This window comes from Flavobacteriales bacterium (assembly GCA_016699575.1).
In the GTDB taxonomy this organism is placed as follows: Bacteria; Bacteroidota; Bacteroidia; order Flavobacteriales_F; family PHOS-HE28; genus PHOS-HE28.
Genome location: CP064979.1, coordinates 2,134,885 through 2,152,925, shown reverse-complemented (window position 1 = coordinate 2,152,925; position 18,041 = coordinate 2,134,885). Strand labels below are relative to the sequence as shown.

Sequence of the window (18,041 nt, the reverse complement as noted above, 5' to 3'; positions counted from 1 at the left end):
GTTCGAGCGCAGTCGAGAACCGACAAAGGGCTTCGTCTTTTCCGCCCTTCCACAGCCTGTCGATAAGTTGTGCGGTGCGCGGCGGGCGTTGCGGCTTCCTTTGCGCGAAAGAAGGAAGGCATGAACGTCCTGTTGATCGGCTCCGGCGGTCGCGAACACGCCATGGCGTGGAAGATCGCGCAGAGCTCCCTGCTCGATGAACTGTACGTGGCCCCGGGCAATCCGGGCAGCGCGCGCCACGGCCGTGCAGCCGCAGTGGACATCAACAACCACAAGGCGCTGCGGTCCTTCCTGCTGGAGAAGAAGATCAAGATGGTGGTGGTGGGGCCCGAGCAACCACTGGTGGACGGCCTGCACGATCGTATCGCCGAAGACCCGCAGTTGAAGGACATCACGGTGATCGGCCCGCGCAAGGCCGGCGCGATGCTCGAGGGCAGCAAGGACTTCGCGAAGGAGTTCATGTTCCGCCACAACATCCCCACTGCCGCGCACCGCAGCTTCGGCAAGGACGAGGTGAACGCTGCAGTTGAGCACTTGGGCAAGGTGGCAGCGCCGTACGTCATCAAAGCCGATGGACTTGCATCCGGCAAAGGCGTGGTGATCACCAGCGACCTGAAGGAGGCCGAGAAGACCGTGAAGGGCATGCTCAGCGGCAAGAGCTTCGGCACTGCTGGTGAGCGCGTGGTGATCGAACAATTCCTGAAGGGCACCGAGGTGAGCGCCTTCCTGATCACCGATGGCAAGTCGTTCAAGATGCTGCCCGCAGCAAAGGACTACAAGCGCGTGGGTGATGGCGACACCGGCCCCAACACCGGCGGCATGGGAGCGGTGAGCCCTGTGCCCGCGGCCGACAAAGACTTCATGCAGAAGGTGCACGACCGCGTGGCGGCGCCTACCATCCGCGGCCTGGAAGCCGATGGGATCCCGTACCAAGGCTTCATCTTCATGGGGCTCATGAACGTGAACAACGAGCCGTACGTCATTGAATACAATGTGCGTTTGGGCGATCCGGAAACCCAAGTGCTGCTCCCGCGCCTGCGCAGCGATCTCCTCGACCTCTTCGAGGGCATCGCTTCCAATACGCTGAGCGAACGCCACATCGACGTGGATGACCGCACCGCCGTGACCGTGGTGCTGGCCAGCCAAGGTTACCCCGCCGCACCGGTCACAGGCAAAGCCATCAGTGGCCTCGACATGGTGCGCGATGCGCATGTGTTCCAAGCCGGAACGACCATGAAGGGGGACCGCTTGGTGAGCAATGGCGGCCGAGTGCTATCGGTAACCGCCTTCGGAAAGGACGTGGAGCACGCCATTGCGCGCGCCTATATGGCCACCACCGTGATCAACTACGAAGGCAAGATGTGCCGTAGCGATATCGGGCACGACGTGGTGAAGCGTCCGGCACAAAAAGCCGCCACCGCCCACTGAACGGTAAGACTACAGATGACCGCCGGTCTCTTTCGCCTTGCGGTTGTACCGGCCTTGGAGCATCATCCAATAGATGGCACCAATGGCCATGATGATGCTGAAAAGCACCACCGGGCCCCAGCCCATGACCACCAAGCCTTCCAAAAGCCATTGTATTCCGTGTCCGAGGCTGTGCCAGAATTGGGTCATGACGGGTTCCGTTGAACGCGGGCAAATATAGACGCGCCCCAACACCGGCATGGTCAGTCCCAAAGTCCTCGCAGCACCCTTCCGCACCGACCAGCCGATCGTGCTGTTCCTGCTGCTCCCTGTAATGGCCGTGCTGTGGTGGGTGCAGCCCTTGTACCCGGCGGCACTGGGCAACGGCGCCAGTATGCCCTTGTTCAGGGCCTTGAACGGGTTGACCGCGCATGCACCTTGGCTGCAAGGCGCCATTGCCATTGCCGTGGCCTCGGGCCTTGCGGTGCTTCTGGCCAGCACGGCCAACAACGCCGAGCTGTTCGACCGGCGCAACCGGATGCCTGCCCTGCTCTTAGTTCTTTTAATGGGGACCGTGCCCGGACCACTGTTCCAACCTGCGCTCATCGGTGCGGTCCCACTGGTCTTCTCGTTCCGGCTCGTGTGGGCCATCCAAGGCCGACCCATTGTCATCGGCGCCCTCTTCCGCAGCGGCATGCTCGTTGGCTTGGCGGCGCTCTTCTACTTCCCTTATGCGTTCATGGTGGTGCCTGTTTGGGCAGCAGTGAGCGTGGCGCGTTCCTTCAACTGGCGGGAGTATGCGATGCCCTTGGCGGGGACGCTATTGGTATTCTACTTCTGCTGGGGCGTGTTGCGCCTGGGCGGGTGGGCGCCAATGGAACCCGTGCGGAGCATGGTGCCAGCCGCGCATCCCGCACTTCCAGGAGGGCGTAAGGCCGTACTGCTCCTGCTGGTGCTTGTTCCGCTGGCGTTGAGCGCCGTGCTCCGGTTCTTCCGCAGCTACCAGAAGGCCATCATGCGCATGCGCAACACCCGTTCGGCCTTCCTGGCGCTGTGCTGGTCGGTGCTCGCCATCATCGGCCTGGAGGCATGGGTGAACGGGACCTTTCCCTCCGTGCTGTTGGCGATGCCGCTGAGCGTAGTGCTGAGCTACCCGTTGCTGAACATGCAGCGCGTCTGGCTGGCGGAGGTGACGTTGCTCACCTTGTTGGCCATCGGCTGCGCCGCGCAATGGACGGCCCCCACGCTCCCCTGACGGCACCTACTTTCGCCGCGTTTAACCGAAGAACATGAAGTGCGGCGTGGTCACCTTCCCGGGATCGAACTGCGATGAGGACATGGTGCACGTGCTGGCTGCCATGGGCGCCACCGTTGAGCGCCTCTGGCACAAGGACCACGACCTGCGCGGTTGCGAGCTGATCGTGCTGCCCGGCGGCTTCAGCTACGGCGACTACCTCCGCAGCGGCGCCATCGCGCGCTTCTCGCCCATCATGCAGGAAGTGAGCGCGCATGCGGCCAACGGCGGTCTGGTGTTCGGCGTGTGCAATGGCTTCCAGGTACTGTGCGAAGCCGGTCTGCTCCCGGGGGCGCTCCTGCACAACGCCGGACAGAAGTTCGTGTGCCGCAACGTTCATATAACGGTGCAGACCAACGATACCGCGCTGACCAGCGCACTGAAGCCCGGTGCCCTGAAGATCCCCATCGCGCACGGAGAAGGGCGCTACCACGCTGATGAGCGCACCATCAAGGAACTGAACGCGAACAAGCAGGTTCTGTTCCGCTACTGCAACGAGCAGGGAAAAGTGACCGCCGACGCCAACCCGAACGGAAGCTTGGAGAACATCGCAGGTGTTTGCAATGCCGGTCGCAATGTGTTCGGCATGATGCCGCACCCGGAGCGCGCCGCCGATGCACGGCTGGGCAACACGGACGGCAAGGCGCTGTTCACCGGCCTGCTACAAGCCGTTGTTGCTTGAACCGGCTGAGCGTCTGAAGACCGCGATCACCTTAGGCTGATCTGCAGGGTCCACAACGAGCACGGGATCATCGTCACCGTTCTTCCATCCTACGAACACCCAACCCTCCGCAGGCAAGGCTTGCAGCTCAAGAGGGACCTTGGCGAACGCCTGGAACCGCGTCTTCCCGTTGGCAAGTGCCAGCCCTTCCACATGAACGGTTCCGCCTGCCGATGGTGAAACGGCAACCTCCATCGGCACAAGTTTCCTCCGCATTCGAGCTGCCAGCATGGCCATCACATTCGTTCCGCGTTCCGTGCAGAACCTCGAGAGTTCGTTGTACGTGTCTTCCGGCCCGGGCATGTTCATACGCCCGGACCACAATGCGTGATCCGTGGTCAACGCGGCGTGATGTGCTTCGAACAGACTATCCGCCAATGCCAGGCTTACCACTGGCGAAAACACCGTCGCTTTGAGCGCCACAATACGCGCAAGGAAGCGGTCGCGCAGATCCGGGTGCCTTAACAACTGCGGCAGATAGGGCGCAACAGGCACGGCCTCGCTGCACATGCGCATCAAGCTGTTCTCCTCCACCGGCGCCCATAGGTCCATGTCGTACAATACCCAACGCCAGCGGCCACCGGGTTCCTTGGGGCGATAGCACCGCACGTTCAGGTCATGGTCGGCGCGGCCGGTCCACAGGTCGAAGCAAGCGAGGTCGATGAGGCTGGCCACATCGACCAAGCGCTCCAACGTGTCCATTGACGAGCCGGCCAGCAATGCCTCGTACGCATCGTGAAAGTGCGTGCGGTCGCCGTCCACCTTGCGCAACGATGGGCCATGCAGGACATCGAATGCCTCGGCGTTGTGCAGCGTGCGCAACCAATCCTCGTCCTTGGGCGGCATGGCGCGATAGAGACCGTGGTAGCGCCCATTGAGGTAGAGGTCCACCGGCAAGGAAGATTGTACGGCAACGTTCGCCCCGGTCTTGGCCACGATGTGCTCCATGAACGTGTTGCGCATGAAGGCATGCGGGCTTGCGTCAGCGCGAAGCATCAGTTCGCGGCCGTTCCATCCGTTCGGCAGCTTGAAGCGTTGGTGGCTGGTGGCAGCAAGCTTGAAGTTGCGTTTGGGCAGGCTTCGCGATCCGCTTCCGCTTTCACGCCAATCCACCATCAGGGATGGAGCGCCCACTCCTTCAGTGGTTCCGCGGCCGGGCTGCCTGCTCGTGAGACAACTGTCCGGCACCGACAACGCGATCACGGGCAACACCCCCTCCTCGACCACATAGGTGAAGGTGATGACCTTGCTCGGCAATGCATCATCGCTGAACACTTGAACGCGCACCGCAGCACTCTGGCGGATGACAACCTCCTCCGACGCTGATCGGCCATCCTCGGACAGCGCCGCTCCGGCATCCAAGGACCAGCGCACCTCGCCCTCACCATCGGAAGAAAAACGGACCCGCGTGCCTGGTGGCACCCGACCGGCCGGCACTGATGCCAGCGGTATGGGGCAGATCCGACGCAGGCGTGGCGCAGCAGCATTGGCTAGGCCCAACGAATGTTCCACGAAGAAGCTCCAACCCGTGGTCCCATCTGGTTGGCGGCCAATGGACGCGCCGGAAGGCATGGAAGGCCAAGCCGCAACATCGAGAATGTGTTGGCCATCCGGCGCGATCAATAGCAGCGTGCCCCCGGTAGCAGGCAATCCGAACGGGACGGTATCCGTGCCCGCTCCCTTGCCGGAGAAGACCACCACGCACCGCTCACCGGCAGCCAGCACGCGTTCGGTCCGCAGCCGCGCGCTACGTTCCTCCATGGAAAACCGTAAGCCCTCCAGCGCGACGGGTCGAGCAGCCGCATTGAGCAGTTCGACACGGTCCGGCCCAGGGCCAGTGCAATAAACCTCATTGATCAACAGCCCTTGAGCGGCCGCAGCCGCACCCAAGAGGACCAAAAGCAACGTGGCTATTGACCGGGGGGTGTTCACCGGCCGAAAGTAGCGGGTGCACCCTCGTGCTGCCTCCCGCTACATTTGGGCTCCTTACACGAAAAACGAAGCCCCATGCTCCGATCGCTACTTCCGTGCACTTTGGTGATCATGCCGCTCATTGGAAGCGCGCAGAACATCAACAACATCACTTGGAACCCCGGCACGCCCGACGCATGCGACCTGGTCGGCATGAACGTTATCGGGAACTTCCCCGGGGCGAATTACATGCCCGACAATTTCACCATAACACCGAACGGCTTCACCCTCACCGTGGTGCTCAACTGCAGCGGTGGCGGCGGCGGCGGCGTCACACCGTTCAGCCAACCGCTCACCCAATCCGGGCCGTACCCGGCCGGCACGTACACCGTGATCGGGGAACTCAACATCAACGGGGTGCTGGTGGACACGTGGACCGGTACCAAGACCGTTACCGCAGCAACCACGCCCGACCCCGGCGGCTATGCCGAGATCTCGGTATGCAACAGCGACGCGAACATCCAGCTCATCACTGTACTGGACGGTTCTCCGGACCCCGGTGGTGAATGGCTCGATCCGAACGGAGTAACGATCACCAACGGCATTTTCGATCCTGGGCAAAGCCAAGCGGGCTTCTACACTTACCAGTTCGATCAGAACTTTCCATGCATTGACACTGCCCAACAGGTGCTGATCACCTACCAGATCAACTCCAACGCAGGCACAAACGGCACAGTGCAAACCTGTGCAACAGCAGCCCCATTCGACCTGTTCAGTTTCCTGGGGGGCGGTCCTGACACCGGTGGTACTTGGACCTACCAGGGCAACACCGTACCGAGCACCTTCACCCCGGGCACAAGTCCTGCGGGGGCTTACACCTACACTGTTCCCGGCATCCCCCCATGCGGCAACCCATCGTCCGTCGTTTCAGTATCCGTGGTGCAGCCGGGCAACCCCGGAACAGGCATGGCCGTGCAAGTTTGTGAGACCGACACTTCCTTCCAGTTGAGCAGTGCCCTGACCGGCAGCCCTTCCCAAGCAGGTTCGTGGTATGATCCGCTAGGCTTCCTGATCGGTGGCTATACGTCCACCTTCGATGCGCTGAACGATTTCCCCGGGGCTTGGCAATACCGTGTTACGGTTCCACCATGCCCCGCTGCGATCGCAACCGTTACCATATCGCTCACCAATGCCGAGCCGCCCTGCGGCAATGTGGACTGCCAAGGCGTATCCGGCGGAACGGCGTTGCCAGGCACACCGTGCAACGACAACAATGCGAACACGCTCTGGGATACTTGGAACGCGAACTGTGTGTGTGTCGGCTCTCCCATCGGCATTGATGAACCCACCGCCGCAGCCGCCATGGTGTTGCAGCCGAACCCCGCTGCCGAGAACATCACCTTGGACAGCCCGGCCGGACTCGTTGTTGGTTACGACCTCTACACGCTTGATGGCCGACTGGCGCGCGCACAAACCGTGAATGCTTTGCGCACCGTTGTTGAACGCGGCGATCTTGCGGCTGGCACCTATCGCATTGTGGTACGTTTTGCCGATGGCCGTGCGGCACGCGCCGTGGTGTTCGAATAGTCCATCAGCACGAAATGACGAACGGCCTCCATGCGGGGGCCGTTCGTCATTTCGACAGTGAGCATCCGGTGGGGCATGTTGCTTTGTGCCGGCATGCGTCTGCAACACATCGACCGGCACACAGTGCGCGTGGTTTCCAGCGATGGCCACGAAATGGGCCGGCTGGTCCGCACCGGGTACTGGCGTCCGCTGGTCGAGATCACCACATCGGACGGTGTATACAGGGTGAGGAACAACCTCTTCACCGCCATGGAAGTACTGTTCAACGGGCACTGCGTGGTTCGCATGCGCGCCCAATGGCATGGCGCCATCGAACTCCACGACCTGTCGCGGCCCGATCGCTCGCTTACCGTGAAGAGGCCCAGCATCTGGCGCCACGAACATCACTTGGTCGACGCCAACGGTCACGTGCACGCCGTGATCACCAGCCGCTACAATTGGAACACTTGGCGCATGGAACACGCCCTGTCCGTTCCGGTGGGCGAAGAGGCCCCCAGCGTCGTAGCGCTTCTGGCAGCCGTGCACGCCATCGATGAGCGGCGACGACGAACAGCGGCGGCAGGTGCGTGAAGGCGGCTCAGTGCTTGTGGCGCCGCTGCTTGATCATTCCACCGCGCGTGTCCTTGATGCTCGTCATCACAACGAACGCGTTGGGGTCGATGCGGCGGATCTCACCCGTCATGCGACCAACCTCCAAACGCGTGATCACGCAGTAGATGATCTCCGTATCGTTCGGGTGGAGCCCTTTGCCGTAGCCGCGCTTACCGTTGTACACCGTGACGCCGCGTCCGAGCTTGTTCACGATCATGTCGCGGATCTCTTCGCTGTGCGGGCTGATCACAGTGACCCCCGTGTATTCCTCGATGCCCTCGATGATGAAATCGACGGTGCGGCTGGCGGCGAGGTAGGTGATCATGCTGTAGAGAGCGGTCTCCACGCTCAGCAGCCATGCGGCCACACCGAAGATGATGACGTTCACCAGAAGGATCACGTCACCAATGGTGAGCCCGGTGCGGCGGCTGATGGCGATGGCCAGTACTTCGGTGCCGTCGATGACCGCCCCGGCCCGCACTGCGAGGCCGATACCCAGACCGAGGAAGAACCCGCCGAACGCCGCCACCAGCAGCTTGTCGTGCGTGACCTCCGGGAAATGCACGGTGCTCACCACCAGCGCAAGGGTGGCGATGCCCAACACCGTTTTCATAGCGAACTCTTTCCCGATCATGCGGTAGGCCATGACGATGAACGGGATGTTGATCAGCAGCAACCAGGTGCCGAGCGGAAGTCCACTGTACGCGGTGATGAGCAGTGCTATGCCCGTTGCACCACCGTCGATGAAGGTGTTCGGCAGGAGGAATCCCTCCAACCCGAAAGCCGCGCTCGCCACACCCGTGGCCATCATGAAAACATCCTTGGTCGTGCGCCATGCTTGGGCCCGCAGTTGCTTATAGCCTTTGGCTAGCGCGAACGCGGAGAACTCCTCGTCGCGCATCATGGCGGCCTGGCCACGCAGCACGGTGCGCAGCACGAGACGTTCCACGTAGGCCTTCATCGGCGGCAAGGTAGCCGCTCACTGGAAGATCGACCGGTCATGCCTCGATAGGTCGTTGCGGCATCCGTACTCGCAACGCGCTTAGCTTGGCAGTAAAACCAAATCCAATGAAAACCGAAAACCGAAAACCGCGAACCGCGCGACCGGAAGGCCAAGGTTCCTCGTAGCCGCGCTGCTGACCTTTGTTTGTGCAATTGGCCAAGCACAGCCGAACATTCCATGCAGCTCGCTTAATCCTGTTCCACCTCCGAACGGCGACCCTCCTGCCTACACGGTCTCAAACCTCTCTCCGTACGATCTGAACATGCGGTTCTACTACCGCACCAACACGAACACGATTTCCAGTTGGTTGACCACCGTGAACAGTGGCACGCAAGAGATACTGCTAACGCTTCCCGGCAACGCCGACCGCATCGAGCAGATCAGGGTGTACTGTGCGGGGTCGAATACTTCCACTCTACACTACATGACCGCGTTGCCTGGCGCTACTCAGGCGTGCGCAAACCCTAACAGTGGTCTAGTTCCTCGCGGCGCAGGTTGTTCGCTTGTGTGCCTGAGCTGGTCCGGCGCGACCTGCACCTACCCCGCCGAGCAAAACTGTTTCGACGACGGCTCCATGCGGATCGTGGCGTACAGCCCCGGATGCAATTGAACAACCCCAGCAGAACCATGAAAACGATCAATTGCTGGTTCGCACTCATGTTGCTGAGTGCTGCAGCCCAAAGCCAGATGCCCTTGGGCAACTACTGGGACACTTGGTACATGCACGATCAGGTTTCCTTGGAATTCACTGCGGGCCTAATGCCTGTGGTTGTATTGGATAGTTGCCCGATGAGCTTCGGCGATTTCATCTACACGGTCACGGACCCGGTATCGGGCAAGGTGGCCTTCAGCATCAGTACCGATGAGGGCGTGTTGGACGGGAACGGGGACCCTGTGGCCGGTGGTTCCGGGTTCATTGATCACGGAAGCACGCATGTGATCCCGCATCCGGGGGATGCGACCCTGTACTACCTCTTCTGGAGCGTCAGCAGCATTACCTATTCGCTGCTTCAAGTGGATGTGCAAGCCGGAACGGCCGCCTTTGTTCCGGATGAAACCGATGTACTTCTCGCTACCGGGGTGGGTTCTGATGTGGGGATCTGCTCGGCCCCCGATGGGATAGATCATTGGTTACTCCTGCATCACTACAGCGATAGCACCCTGCTCACGTACAACGTGAATGCCGGGGTGGGGCTCGTCACCACTCCTGTGGTGCAGAGTCTTTCGCAAGCACTGCCGGTGAATGTCCGGTTCAAATGCAGTCCGGACAATACCAAGCTGCTCATCAGCAAAGGGAATGGAAACTTCTTGCTGCATGCACTGGACCCTGCAACGGGCCTGCTTGGCGAGGCGATCAGCATTTCGGTCCCCGGCGGTGGGGCAGGCGGCGAATTTTCGCCCAACGCACAGGTGCTCTATGTTACTCGCTTTGTTCAACCCGATTCGGCACGATGGCTACAATTCGATCTGAGCTCGGGAGACGAGACCACCATCAACAATAGCGCAGTGCTACTGGACCTCGACGGCATCGCTTGTGCGGACGGCCCACCTGGCATGCAGCTAGCTCCGGACGGGCGCATCTACTGCATCCTGGCCGGCGGCCCACCGCCGAACTACAACTACTATGAGACACACCTCGCTATCATTCATTACCCCAACACGATCGGTGTCGGTTGCCAGCTCGACACCGTGGGGTTGAACATGATGCGAACGGGTATGATCCCCTATAGTCCACCAAAGGCACATTGGTTCGGTACGCCTTTGAGCGCTGTGGAAGCCGATTTCGTACAAGCGAATGCCTCAGGCAGCAGTCTTCGGATCAACGCAGTTCCCAACCCTGCCTCAGCTTGGCTCGACATCTCACTGCAGGACGCCGCGCCCAGCGGAACGCGCGTGGAGCTGTTGAACACCGCCGGTCAACAGGTGTGGAACGAGCGATGGCGCGGTGGTTCACAGAACAGGGTGGTGCTGCCGTCCCTCTCAGCAGGCATGTACACGCTACGCATGACCACTCCTTCAGGCGTCAGTGGAAAGACGCGCATCACGATCGCGCACTAACCTCCTAGGGCGAGCGGGTTCCGAACTAACATCGGTGCCCGCTCGCTCCAGGGGTGTTGTCTTAATCTCCTGAAGTGTCTGATCTGCCTGCCACGCACACCACCATTTCCCCTTTCGGTTCCTTCGCGCTGAAGTGCGCGTGAAGTTCAGCGAGCGTGCCGCGCACATGTTCTTCGTGCAACTTGCTCAGCTCACGCGATACGCATGCGCGGCGCTCTGCACCGAAAGCCGAGGACAGGTCGAGCAGGGTGCGCACGATGCGGTGCGGGCTCTCGTACAGCACGATGGTGCGGGCTTCGTTCTTGAGTTCGCCGAGCCTTGTCTGCCTTCCCTTCTTCACCGGGAGGAAGCCCTCGAACACGAACCGATCGCACGGCAGGCCACTGGCCACCAAAGCTGGCACAAAGGCGGTCGGTCCTGGCAAGCACTCGACTTCCGCACCGGCCTTGATGGCCTCGCGCACCAGCAGGAAACCGGGATCGCTGATGCCCGGGGTACCGGCGTCGCTCACCAGCACCAGTCGTTCACCGGCCAGCAGCCGTTGCGTCAGCTGCGCCACCATACCGTGCTCGTTGTGCGCGTGGAACGGAATGAGCGGCTTCTTGATGCCGAGTTTGTGCAGAAGGGCACCTGTGACACGCGTGTCCTCGGCGATGACGGCATTGCACTCGCTCAAAATGCGTTGTGCGCGAACGGTGATGTCCTCCATGTTGCCGATGGGCGTCGGCACCAGAACGAGGCGCGCCATCACTTCAACTTGTGAACGAAGTCCACCAGCGTGTGATGGATGTCGGCGAAGTCGGTGAGCGGGAGCGTGTCCGGCTTGTCGTTCACATCGTGGTAGTGCGCCCCGCCGCCGAGCGTGTAGATGAAAATGGCAGGGATGCCCTTCTGCACGAACGGGCAGTGATCGCTGTTGCAGGCCGGTCCGCGGCTCTTGATGTCCGCGAGACGCGGCTTGTCCGTGTTGATCTGCGTCAGTAGTGCGAACTCATCTTCCTGCACCGTGGCGTTCACCACCATGATGCCATCGTCGCCGGTGCCGAGGATGTCGAGATTGATCATCAGCTTCACGTCACCGAAGTCGATGGGACGATCGGCAACGCACCACGATGAGCCTTGCAGGCCCGCCTCTTCACCTGCGAAAGCGATGAAGAGCACGTTGTGGTCCGGTGGCTCCTTGGCGAACTTCTCCAGCAACGTGAGCAGCATGGCCACGCCGCTTGCGTTGTCGTTGGCACCGGGGAAGAGCGCTTCGCCCATGCGGCCCAAGTGATCGTAGTGCGCACTGATGATAAGCGTGCCTTTGCCCGGTCGCTTGCCCTTTACCATGCCGAGCACGTTGCGCGCTTGGTGGTTCTTCTTCATGGTGTTCCGCACGCGCAGGTCGATGGCTTGCGCACTATCAGTGATCGCTTCCGGCAGCACTTCAAGCAGCGGATAAGGCAATGCTTCGTGGCTCACGCTCCAGGTGAGCTTCTTGCTGCGCTTGATGACGGGCGCGTAGTACATGAGCTCACGTTCCATTTTGGCAAACAGAGCGAGTGAATCCGCGTTCTTTGTTTCCGGCACCTTGAAGTGCACGGCCTTGCCACTGATGACGCCATAGGTGCGTGATGCGTTCTCGCCAGTGAGGTCGGCCGGTGTGATGTGCGCGATGCCGAACGGTCCGGCCGCCTTGCCGCTACTGGGCGACACGATGAAGTCCACCCCTGCTTCCAGCGCGGTGCCGTCCACCACGGCGTACATCGCATCGGGGAAGGTGTTCACGTTGAAGGTGAACGGCTCGAAGTAGCTTCCGTTGACAGGCTGTGCACCGAGCGCCTTGAACTTGGTGGCGAGGTACTCCGCAGCGAGACTATCACCCCCGTTCACGTAGCCGCGCCCGTGCATCTCCGGGGAACAGAGGTCGTTGAGGTAGCCGCGCGCTTGGGTGACGAGTGGATCCGGGGTTGCGGTCTGTGCAGCGGCACAGATGGGCAGTGCAGCAAGGAACAGCGGTAGGGATCTCTTCATCGGTGGCGACGTTCTATGAGTTCAGTGAATGCGGCGAGGACCTCTTCGCCCGGTGGGTTCTTGAGCTTCGCTACCACTTCGTACTGCACATAGGCCTTCGCTTCGGCGCGTAGTTGCTGTTTGTTCAGGTGCTCGATGGCTTTGTCGTAGGCGGCACGATCGTTATTGAAGAGCTCGGCCACGAACCAGAATTTCTGGCTCAAGGCAATGGCCTTGCCAAGGTCAGCGATGGGTGCCTTCTCGATCTTGTCGTGGATGGATGCCGGAGACGCCTTGGCCGCAGGTGCCGGGGTTGCCTTTGCCGGCGCCTCAGCGACAGGGACAGGCGGAGGAGCGGGACCCGTCCGGGCGGGCGGTTCGACAGCGGCCACAGGTACGGGTACAGGCACCGGAGCAGGAGCGGGCTTCTCTGCAAGGCCGGAGGCAACTGGACGAGCAGGCTTCTTCTCCGTCTCTTGTATGGCATCGATGAGCGACGTCTGCTTGGGGGCCGTGTCCAACCGGATAGGAGCCGCAGACATGGCCGGTGGCTCGGGGTCCGCTGCAACCATTGGCTTCGGAGGGGCCTCCAGAACGGGCTTTCCCTCGCGCGCTTTGTGGCGCAGCACGACCAGTCGCTCGTTCAGGTCGCGGGCGTGATCGGCCAATTGTTCCAGTTCGGCCAGAGTGAGTTTGCCCTCTTCGAGCCGCTGCACATCGGCCGCAATGCTGCTCGCCAGGTCGCCGATGCGGGTGAAGTGTTTGCCTCCGATCATGGGTTGCGGGCCACGGTAGCCGCAGGCGAATTTGCCTATTTTTCGCCGCCCCTTACGGGTCGCGGGAAGTCCGCGCCCAGCGCGGGTTCCGATCAACCTTACAAGGCCTCCCCGCAGATGTTCCTTGAACGCGCCGCCAGCCGCACGCATCGCAAGGGCTGGGTGGAGGTGATCTGCGGCAGCATGTTCAGTGGCAAAACAGAGGAGTTGATCCGCCGATTGCGTCGCGCCGAGTTCGCCCGGCAGAAGGTGGAGATCTTCAAACCGGGCATTGACACGCGATACGATGAGACCAACGTGGTGAGCCACGAAGGCACCGCCATCCGAAGCACGCCCGTGCCCAGCAGCAGCAACCTGCTCTTGCTCGCCGGCGACATTGAAGTGGTGGGCATCGACGAGGCGCAGTTCTTCGACGAGGGACTTCCACAGGTGTGCGCGCAGCTGGCCTCGCAGGGCATCCGCGTCATTGCGGCGGGTCTCGACATGGATTTCCTGGGCCGCCCGTTCGGGCCGATGCCCCAACTCATGTCCATGGCGGAGTACGTCACCAAGGTGCACGCCATCTGCATGCGCTGCGGCGATCTGGCCACCTTCAGCCACCGCACCTCCGCCAGCAAGGAACTGGTGGTGCTGGGCGAAACGGACAGTTACGAGCCGCTGTGCCGCGCATGTTTCGATGCGGCCACCGGCGCGCCAAGCGGCTGACCCCATGAGCAACTGGCGGTATACGTTGAGCACCATCGCCGAAGCCGTTGGCGGACGCGTGTTGGGTGATGGAGCTTTGGAAGTGAACGGCGTGGCGATCGACTCCCGTGGCAGTGTTCCGCCAACATCGCTCTTCGTAGCGTTGGGCGGGCCAAGGCACGATGGCCACCATCACATCAAGGAACTGACGACGAAAGGTGTACGCGGCTTCCTGGTGAACGAGCAGCACGCCAACACGGTGGCCGGTCTCAACGTCGTGGTGGTGAAGGACACCCTGGCAGCCTTGCAGCAGTTCGCGGCATGGCACCGCAGCCACTTCAACATCCCGGTCATCGGGATCACGGGCAGCAACGGCAAGACGATCGTGAAGGAATGGCTGTGGCAGATGCTGCACCACGAGGAGAACATCGTGCGCAGTCCCGGCAGTTGGAACAGCCAGGTGGGCGTACCGCTCAGCGTGCTGCAGATGGGCCCGCAGCACACGCTGGGCATCTTCGAAGCAGGCATCAGCAAGCCGGGCGAGATGGAGAAGCTGGAGCCCATCATCCGTCCCACGGTCGGTGTGCTCACCAACATCGGCGATGCGCACGATGAGGGGTTCGGAGGTGACAAGAAACTGAAGTCTGCGGAAAAGTCGAAGCTTTTCTCCCGTTCGCGTTATCAGACCATCACGTCCGTTGCGAAGGTGCATGAGGCTGTTCAAGTGCATCAACAGCGCCGGGTTATGACTTGCGACACCGCAGATCGATCGGCACTCATCTTGGCAGTCTTGAATGAGGAGCGCCGGGACGGCCACAGTTCCTTGGATACGATCTCCGGAGGAACCAATGCGTCAAGGTTCGAACTACCGTTCGATGATGATGCGAGCGTCATGAACGCGCTCACCTGCATTGCTGTTTGCCGGCACTTGGGAAAGTCAACCGCATGGATCAACGAACGTCTCGCTCAGCTTGTTCCCGTGGACATGCGCATGCGCACGGTGCAAGGCGCGCACGGCAGCACGCTCATCGACGACAGCTATAGCCTCGATAGAACCTCCCTGATCTCAGCTCTCGACCACTTGCGACGTGTTGCACACGGCCGTCCGATGATCGCCTTGCTCAGCGATTTGGCTGAGAGCGGTGACGACGATGCGGTCTACCCCGAAGTCGCGCAAGCGCTGCGACAAATCGGCGTGCATCAATTGATCGGCATTGGACCGCGGATCAGCGGACAACGTCCTCTGTTCGGCGCTAACGCACGCTTCCACCCTGACGTGGATGCGATGCTCGCGCACGAAGACCCCAAGGCCTTCACAGGCGCCGTCATCCTCATCAAAGGCGCGCGCCGGTTCGGATTCGAGCGCATTGTACAACGATGGCAACAGCAGGTACACGGTACCGAGCTGGAGATCGATCTGGAGGCGGTACGACATAACCTGAACCACTATCGTTCCCTTCTCGCACCCGGCGTTCGCACCATGGCCATGGTCAAGGCCTTCGGCTACGGCAGTGGTGCATTGGAGCTCGCGCGCCTGTTCGAGCATGAGCGCGTGCACTACCTGGGTGTGGCCTATGCCGATGAAGGCATCGAGCTGCGCAGCCACGGCATCACCATGCCCATCATGGTAATGAACCCGGAGCCGGTGGCGATGGAAACGCTGCACCGCTTCCGCCTGGAAGCCGAGGTGTACGACATGCGATCGCTCACCGAGGCCATCGGGGCAGCACAGCAAATGCCCGACGCACCGCCCGTGCACATCAAGCTCGATACCGGTATGCACCGCTTGGGCTTCACCGAAGAGGAACTGCCGGTTCTGCTCGATGCACTCCGTGGACAGCAAGCCTTGAAGGTGGCCTCCATCCTATCGCACATGGTGGGGAGCGAGGATGCGGCGCTGGACGATTTCACACGTGAACAGATCGCGGTGTTCACGCGCATGGCCGATGCCATTGACGTGGTGCTCGGCTACAAGCCCCTGCGCCACATGGCCAACACAGCGGGCATAGCGCGGTGGCCGCAGGCGCACTTCGACATGGTGCGCGTAGGCATCGGGTTGCACGGTATCGGTGCCGATGCGAAGGAGACCACCCAACTGCAGCACACCGTGACACTGCGCACGGTGGTGGCTCAACTGAAGCAGCTGCACGCGGGCGATAGCGTGGGCTACAACCGCCGCGGCCAGGTCATGGGCGAACGCACCATCGCTACGCTGCCCATCGGTTACGCCGACGGCTTGTCGCGGCGTTTGGGCAACGGCGTGGGCTGCGTGTGGGTCAATGATCGGCGCGCGCCCATCATCGGCAATGTGTGCATGGACATGTGCATGGTGGACGTCACCGATGCACCGTGCACCGTGGGCGATGTGGCCGTGGTGTTCGATGCCAGGCACCCGGTGAGCGAGGTGGCAACAGCCATGGGCACCATCCCCTACGAAGTCCTTACCGGCATCAGCCAGCGCGTGAAACGCGTGTACGTTCGCAACACTTGACCGCAACCATGCGCCTACCCGCCCTGCTCCTTCTCGCCTTGCCCCTTTCCCTCTTCGCGCAGAGCGACACGCCCGTGCAAACCCAGGATACAGCGCCAGAGGTGGTGCTTGCGCCTGACAGCAATGCCGCTCTGGTCTTCGCGGAGCAAATGCCCGAATTCCCCGGAGGCCAGCAGGCCATGATGGACTTCCTGCGCAAGCATGTGCGCTACCCGGAGCCGGAGCGGGAGAATGAAGTACAAGGCACTGTGTACGTGCGCTTCGTGGTGGACAAGTCGGGGAAGGTGCGCGATGCCGAGGTGCTGCGCGGTGTGCCCAAGGGCCCCGGACTGGGGGAGGAGGCCCTGCGCGTTGTGCAGATGATGCCCGACTGGTTACCTGGCACTCAACTGGGCAAACCGGTCCACGTGCAATTCAATCTTCCGGTGAAGTTCACCCTGAAGTAGTCGCGCTCTTTGGCCGCGCGCAGTGCGGCGGCACCGGGGTACAATAACGGCACGACTGACCAACCCGTTCAGCACCGCTTGACGCAGCGCCCGCACGCCAGGTAGGGCGATGGTGTTGGCATCCGAATACATGCAACCCATCGGCCGGATCACCGTGACGATCGTTCAGGTCGCCCTATCCGCATCTTTACGCCATGGACCCTGAGCAGCGCCCGGCCAAACGCAAACGCACCTTGCGCAAGCTGTGGAGCAAGTACCGCCTGCTGCTCATCAACGACAATACCTTCAAGGAGAGCTTCAGCATACGGCTCACCCCGGTGAACGTGCTGCTGCTCGTCATCGGCCTGCTGGGCACCACGGCCGCCGTCACGGTGGCGCTCATCGTCTTCACGCCCATCAAACGCTACATACCCGGCTATGCCGATGCCGATGTGCGCATCAACAGCTACCACGCCGCCGTGCTGGCCGACAGCCTGCAGCGCGTGGTGGACGTGCAGCAGGCTTACACCGAGAACCTGCGCCGCATATTCAGCGGCGAGCTTCCGGCGGATAGTGCGAAGCGCGCGCCCCGTACCACCAGTGCGCCAGCACCAAAGGACCTGGGAGCCTCCTTGCCTGAGAGCCTCTTCACGGCGCGCACACTTCAACAGGAGGCCTATGCGCTCACGGAAGGGGGAGGCAACAAACGCCGCGCGCTGGAGGGCATCATCTTCTTCCCGCCCTTGCGCGGGGTCGTTACGCAGAAGTTCGAGCAGAAGGACGGGCACAAGGGCATCGACGTAGCCAGCAAAGCCGATGAGCCGGTGAAGGCCTGCCTGGAGGGCACCGTGGTGCAGGCCGCGTGGACCTCCGACGGGGGCAACATACTGGTGGTGCAGCACCCCGGCGATCTGGTGAGCGTGTACAAGCACGCATCGGTGCTGCTGAAGAAGACCGGCGACCGCGTGCGCGCCGGCGAGGCCATTGCCATTGTGGGCAACAGTGGCGAACTAACCGACGGGCCGCACCTGCACTTCGAGCTATGGTTGAACGGCCAGCCGTTGGACCCGCAGCTGTACATGGCGTTGTGAGCCTGCC

At 61.8% G+C, this 18,041-nt stretch carries 17 protein-coding genes; 11 read left to right on the top strand and 6 right to left on the bottom strand.

The window, feature by feature from the left end; genetic code table 11:
- Positions 1-120: 120 nt before the first annotated feature.
- The gene (gene purD / locus IPJ76_08800) at positions 121-1,428 is read left to right on the top strand and encodes a phosphoribosylamine--glycine ligase (GenBank protein QQR88291.1); all 1,308 of its coding nucleotides are present in this window, start codon (positions 121-123) and stop codon (positions 1,426-1,428) included.
- Positions 1,429-1,437: 9 nt separating this feature from the next.
- On the opposite strand, the gene IPJ76_08795 is transcribed toward purD, so the two are convergent.
- Positions 1,438-1,617 carry a hypothetical protein gene (locus IPJ76_08795; GenBank protein QQR88290.1) on the bottom strand — a complete coding sequence of 60 codons (180 nt, stop codon included), beginning with the start codon at positions 1,615-1,617 and terminating at the stop codon, positions 1,438-1,440.
- 49 nt (positions 1,618-1,666) lie between these two features.
- Here IPJ76_08795 and IPJ76_08790 point away from each other — a divergent pair, with 49 nt between their 5' ends.
- Together IPJ76_08790 and purQ are read left to right on the top strand one after the other, a co-directional pair.
- Complete coding sequence (locus tag IPJ76_08790; GenBank protein QQR88289.1) at positions 1,667-2,662, top strand: hypothetical protein; 996 nt, start codon at positions 1,667-1,669, stop codon at positions 2,660-2,662.
- 34 nt (positions 2,663-2,696) lie between these two features.
- Entirely contained in the window at positions 2,697-3,383 is a 687-nt protein-coding gene (gene purQ / locus IPJ76_08785; GenBank protein ID QQR88288.1) for a phosphoribosylformylglycinamidine synthase subunit PurQ, read from the top strand.
- Here the strand turns inward: purQ and IPJ76_08780 are convergent.
- A complete protein-coding gene (locus IPJ76_08780) occupies positions 3,363-5,354 on the bottom strand; it encodes a CotH kinase family protein (GenBank protein QQR88287.1) in 1,992 nt (663 codons plus the stop codon). The two genes, purQ and IPJ76_08780, sit on opposite strands and share 21 nt — an antisense overlap.
- 75 nt (positions 5,355-5,429) lie before the next feature.
- Here IPJ76_08780 and IPJ76_08775 point away from each other — a divergent pair, with 75 nt between their 5' ends.
- Both IPJ76_08775 and IPJ76_08770 read left to right on the top strand, forming a co-directional pair.
- A complete protein-coding gene (locus IPJ76_08775) occupies positions 5,430-6,920 on the top strand; it encodes a hypothetical protein (protein ID QQR88286.1) in 1,491 nt (496 codons plus the stop codon).
- Between the two features lie 93 nt (positions 6,921-7,013).
- Positions 7,014-7,490 carry a hypothetical protein gene (locus tag IPJ76_08770; protein ID QQR88285.1) on the top strand — a complete coding sequence of 159 codons (477 nt, stop codon included), beginning with the start codon at positions 7,014-7,016 and terminating at the stop codon, positions 7,488-7,490.
- A gap of 7 nt (positions 7,491-7,497) precedes the next feature.
- Here the strand turns inward: IPJ76_08770 and IPJ76_08765 are convergent, their stop codons facing one another.
- Positions 7,498-8,472 (bottom strand): YitT family protein, encoded by a 975-nt coding sequence (locus IPJ76_08765; GenBank protein QQR88284.1) that lies wholly within the window; start codon positions 8,470-8,472, stop codon positions 7,498-7,500.
- A 304-nt stretch (positions 8,473-8,776) separates the two neighbouring features.
- On the opposite strand from IPJ76_08765, the gene IPJ76_08760 reads away from it, so the two are divergent.
- Positions 8,777-9,124 (top strand): hypothetical protein, encoded by a 348-nt coding sequence (locus IPJ76_08760; protein ID QQR88283.1) that lies wholly within the window; start codon positions 8,777-8,779, stop codon positions 9,122-9,124.
- Positions 9,125-9,141: 17 nt separating this feature from the next.
- Positions 9,142-10,572 carry a T9SS type A sorting domain-containing protein gene (locus IPJ76_08755; protein QQR88282.1) on the top strand — a complete coding sequence of 477 codons (1,431 nt, stop codon included), beginning with the start codon at positions 9,142-9,144 and terminating at the stop codon, positions 10,570-10,572.
- 61 nt (positions 10,573-10,633) lie between these two features.
- Here IPJ76_08755 and rsmI read toward each other — a convergent pair whose 3' ends face one another.
- Genes rsmI through IPJ76_08740 form a run of 3 tightly spaced genes read right to left on the bottom strand, consistent with a single transcriptional unit; the run spans position 10,634 to position 13,343 of the window.
- Complete coding sequence (gene rsmI, locus IPJ76_08750; protein ID QQR88281.1) at positions 10,634-11,320, bottom strand: 16S rRNA (cytidine(1402)-2'-O)-methyltransferase; 687 nt, start codon at positions 11,318-11,320, stop codon at positions 10,634-10,636.
- Positions 11,320-12,588 carry a M28 family peptidase gene (locus IPJ76_08745; GenBank protein QQR88280.1) on the bottom strand — a complete coding sequence of 423 codons (1,269 nt, stop codon included), beginning with the start codon at positions 12,586-12,588 and terminating at the stop codon, positions 11,320-11,322. The genes rsmI and IPJ76_08745 overlap by 1 nt, the downstream gene beginning before the upstream one ends.
- Complete coding sequence (locus tag IPJ76_08740) at positions 12,585-13,343, bottom strand: hypothetical protein (GenBank protein ID QQR88279.1); 759 nt, start codon at positions 13,341-13,343, stop codon at positions 12,585-12,587. The genes IPJ76_08745 and IPJ76_08740 overlap by 4 nt, the downstream gene beginning before the upstream one ends.
- Before the next feature lie 117 nt (positions 13,344-13,460).
- Between IPJ76_08740 and IPJ76_08735 the strand changes: the two genes are divergently transcribed.
- From IPJ76_08735 to IPJ76_08720, 4 genes are all read left to right on the top strand, one after another.
- A complete protein-coding gene (locus tag IPJ76_08735; GenBank protein ID QQR88278.1) occupies positions 13,461-14,048 on the top strand; it encodes a thymidine kinase in 588 nt (195 codons plus the stop codon).
- 4 nt (positions 14,049-14,052) lie between these two features.
- Complete coding sequence (locus IPJ76_08730) at positions 14,053-16,518, top strand: bifunctional UDP-N-acetylmuramoyl-tripeptide:D-alanyl-D-alanine ligase/alanine racemase (GenBank protein ID QQR88277.1); 2,466 nt, start codon at positions 14,053-14,055, stop codon at positions 16,516-16,518.
- Positions 16,519-16,526: 8 nt separating this feature from the next.
- Positions 16,527-16,964, top strand: coding sequence for an energy transducer TonB (locus IPJ76_08725; protein QQR88276.1), 438 nt, complete (start codon positions 16,527-16,529; stop codon positions 16,962-16,964).
- A 194-nt stretch (positions 16,965-17,158) separates the two neighbouring features.
- Positions 17,159-18,034 carry a M23 family metallopeptidase gene (locus IPJ76_08720; protein QQR88275.1) on the top strand — a complete coding sequence of 292 codons (876 nt, stop codon included), beginning with the start codon at positions 17,159-17,161 and terminating at the stop codon, positions 18,032-18,034.
- The last annotated feature ends 7 nt before the right edge of the window (positions 18,035-18,041 follow it).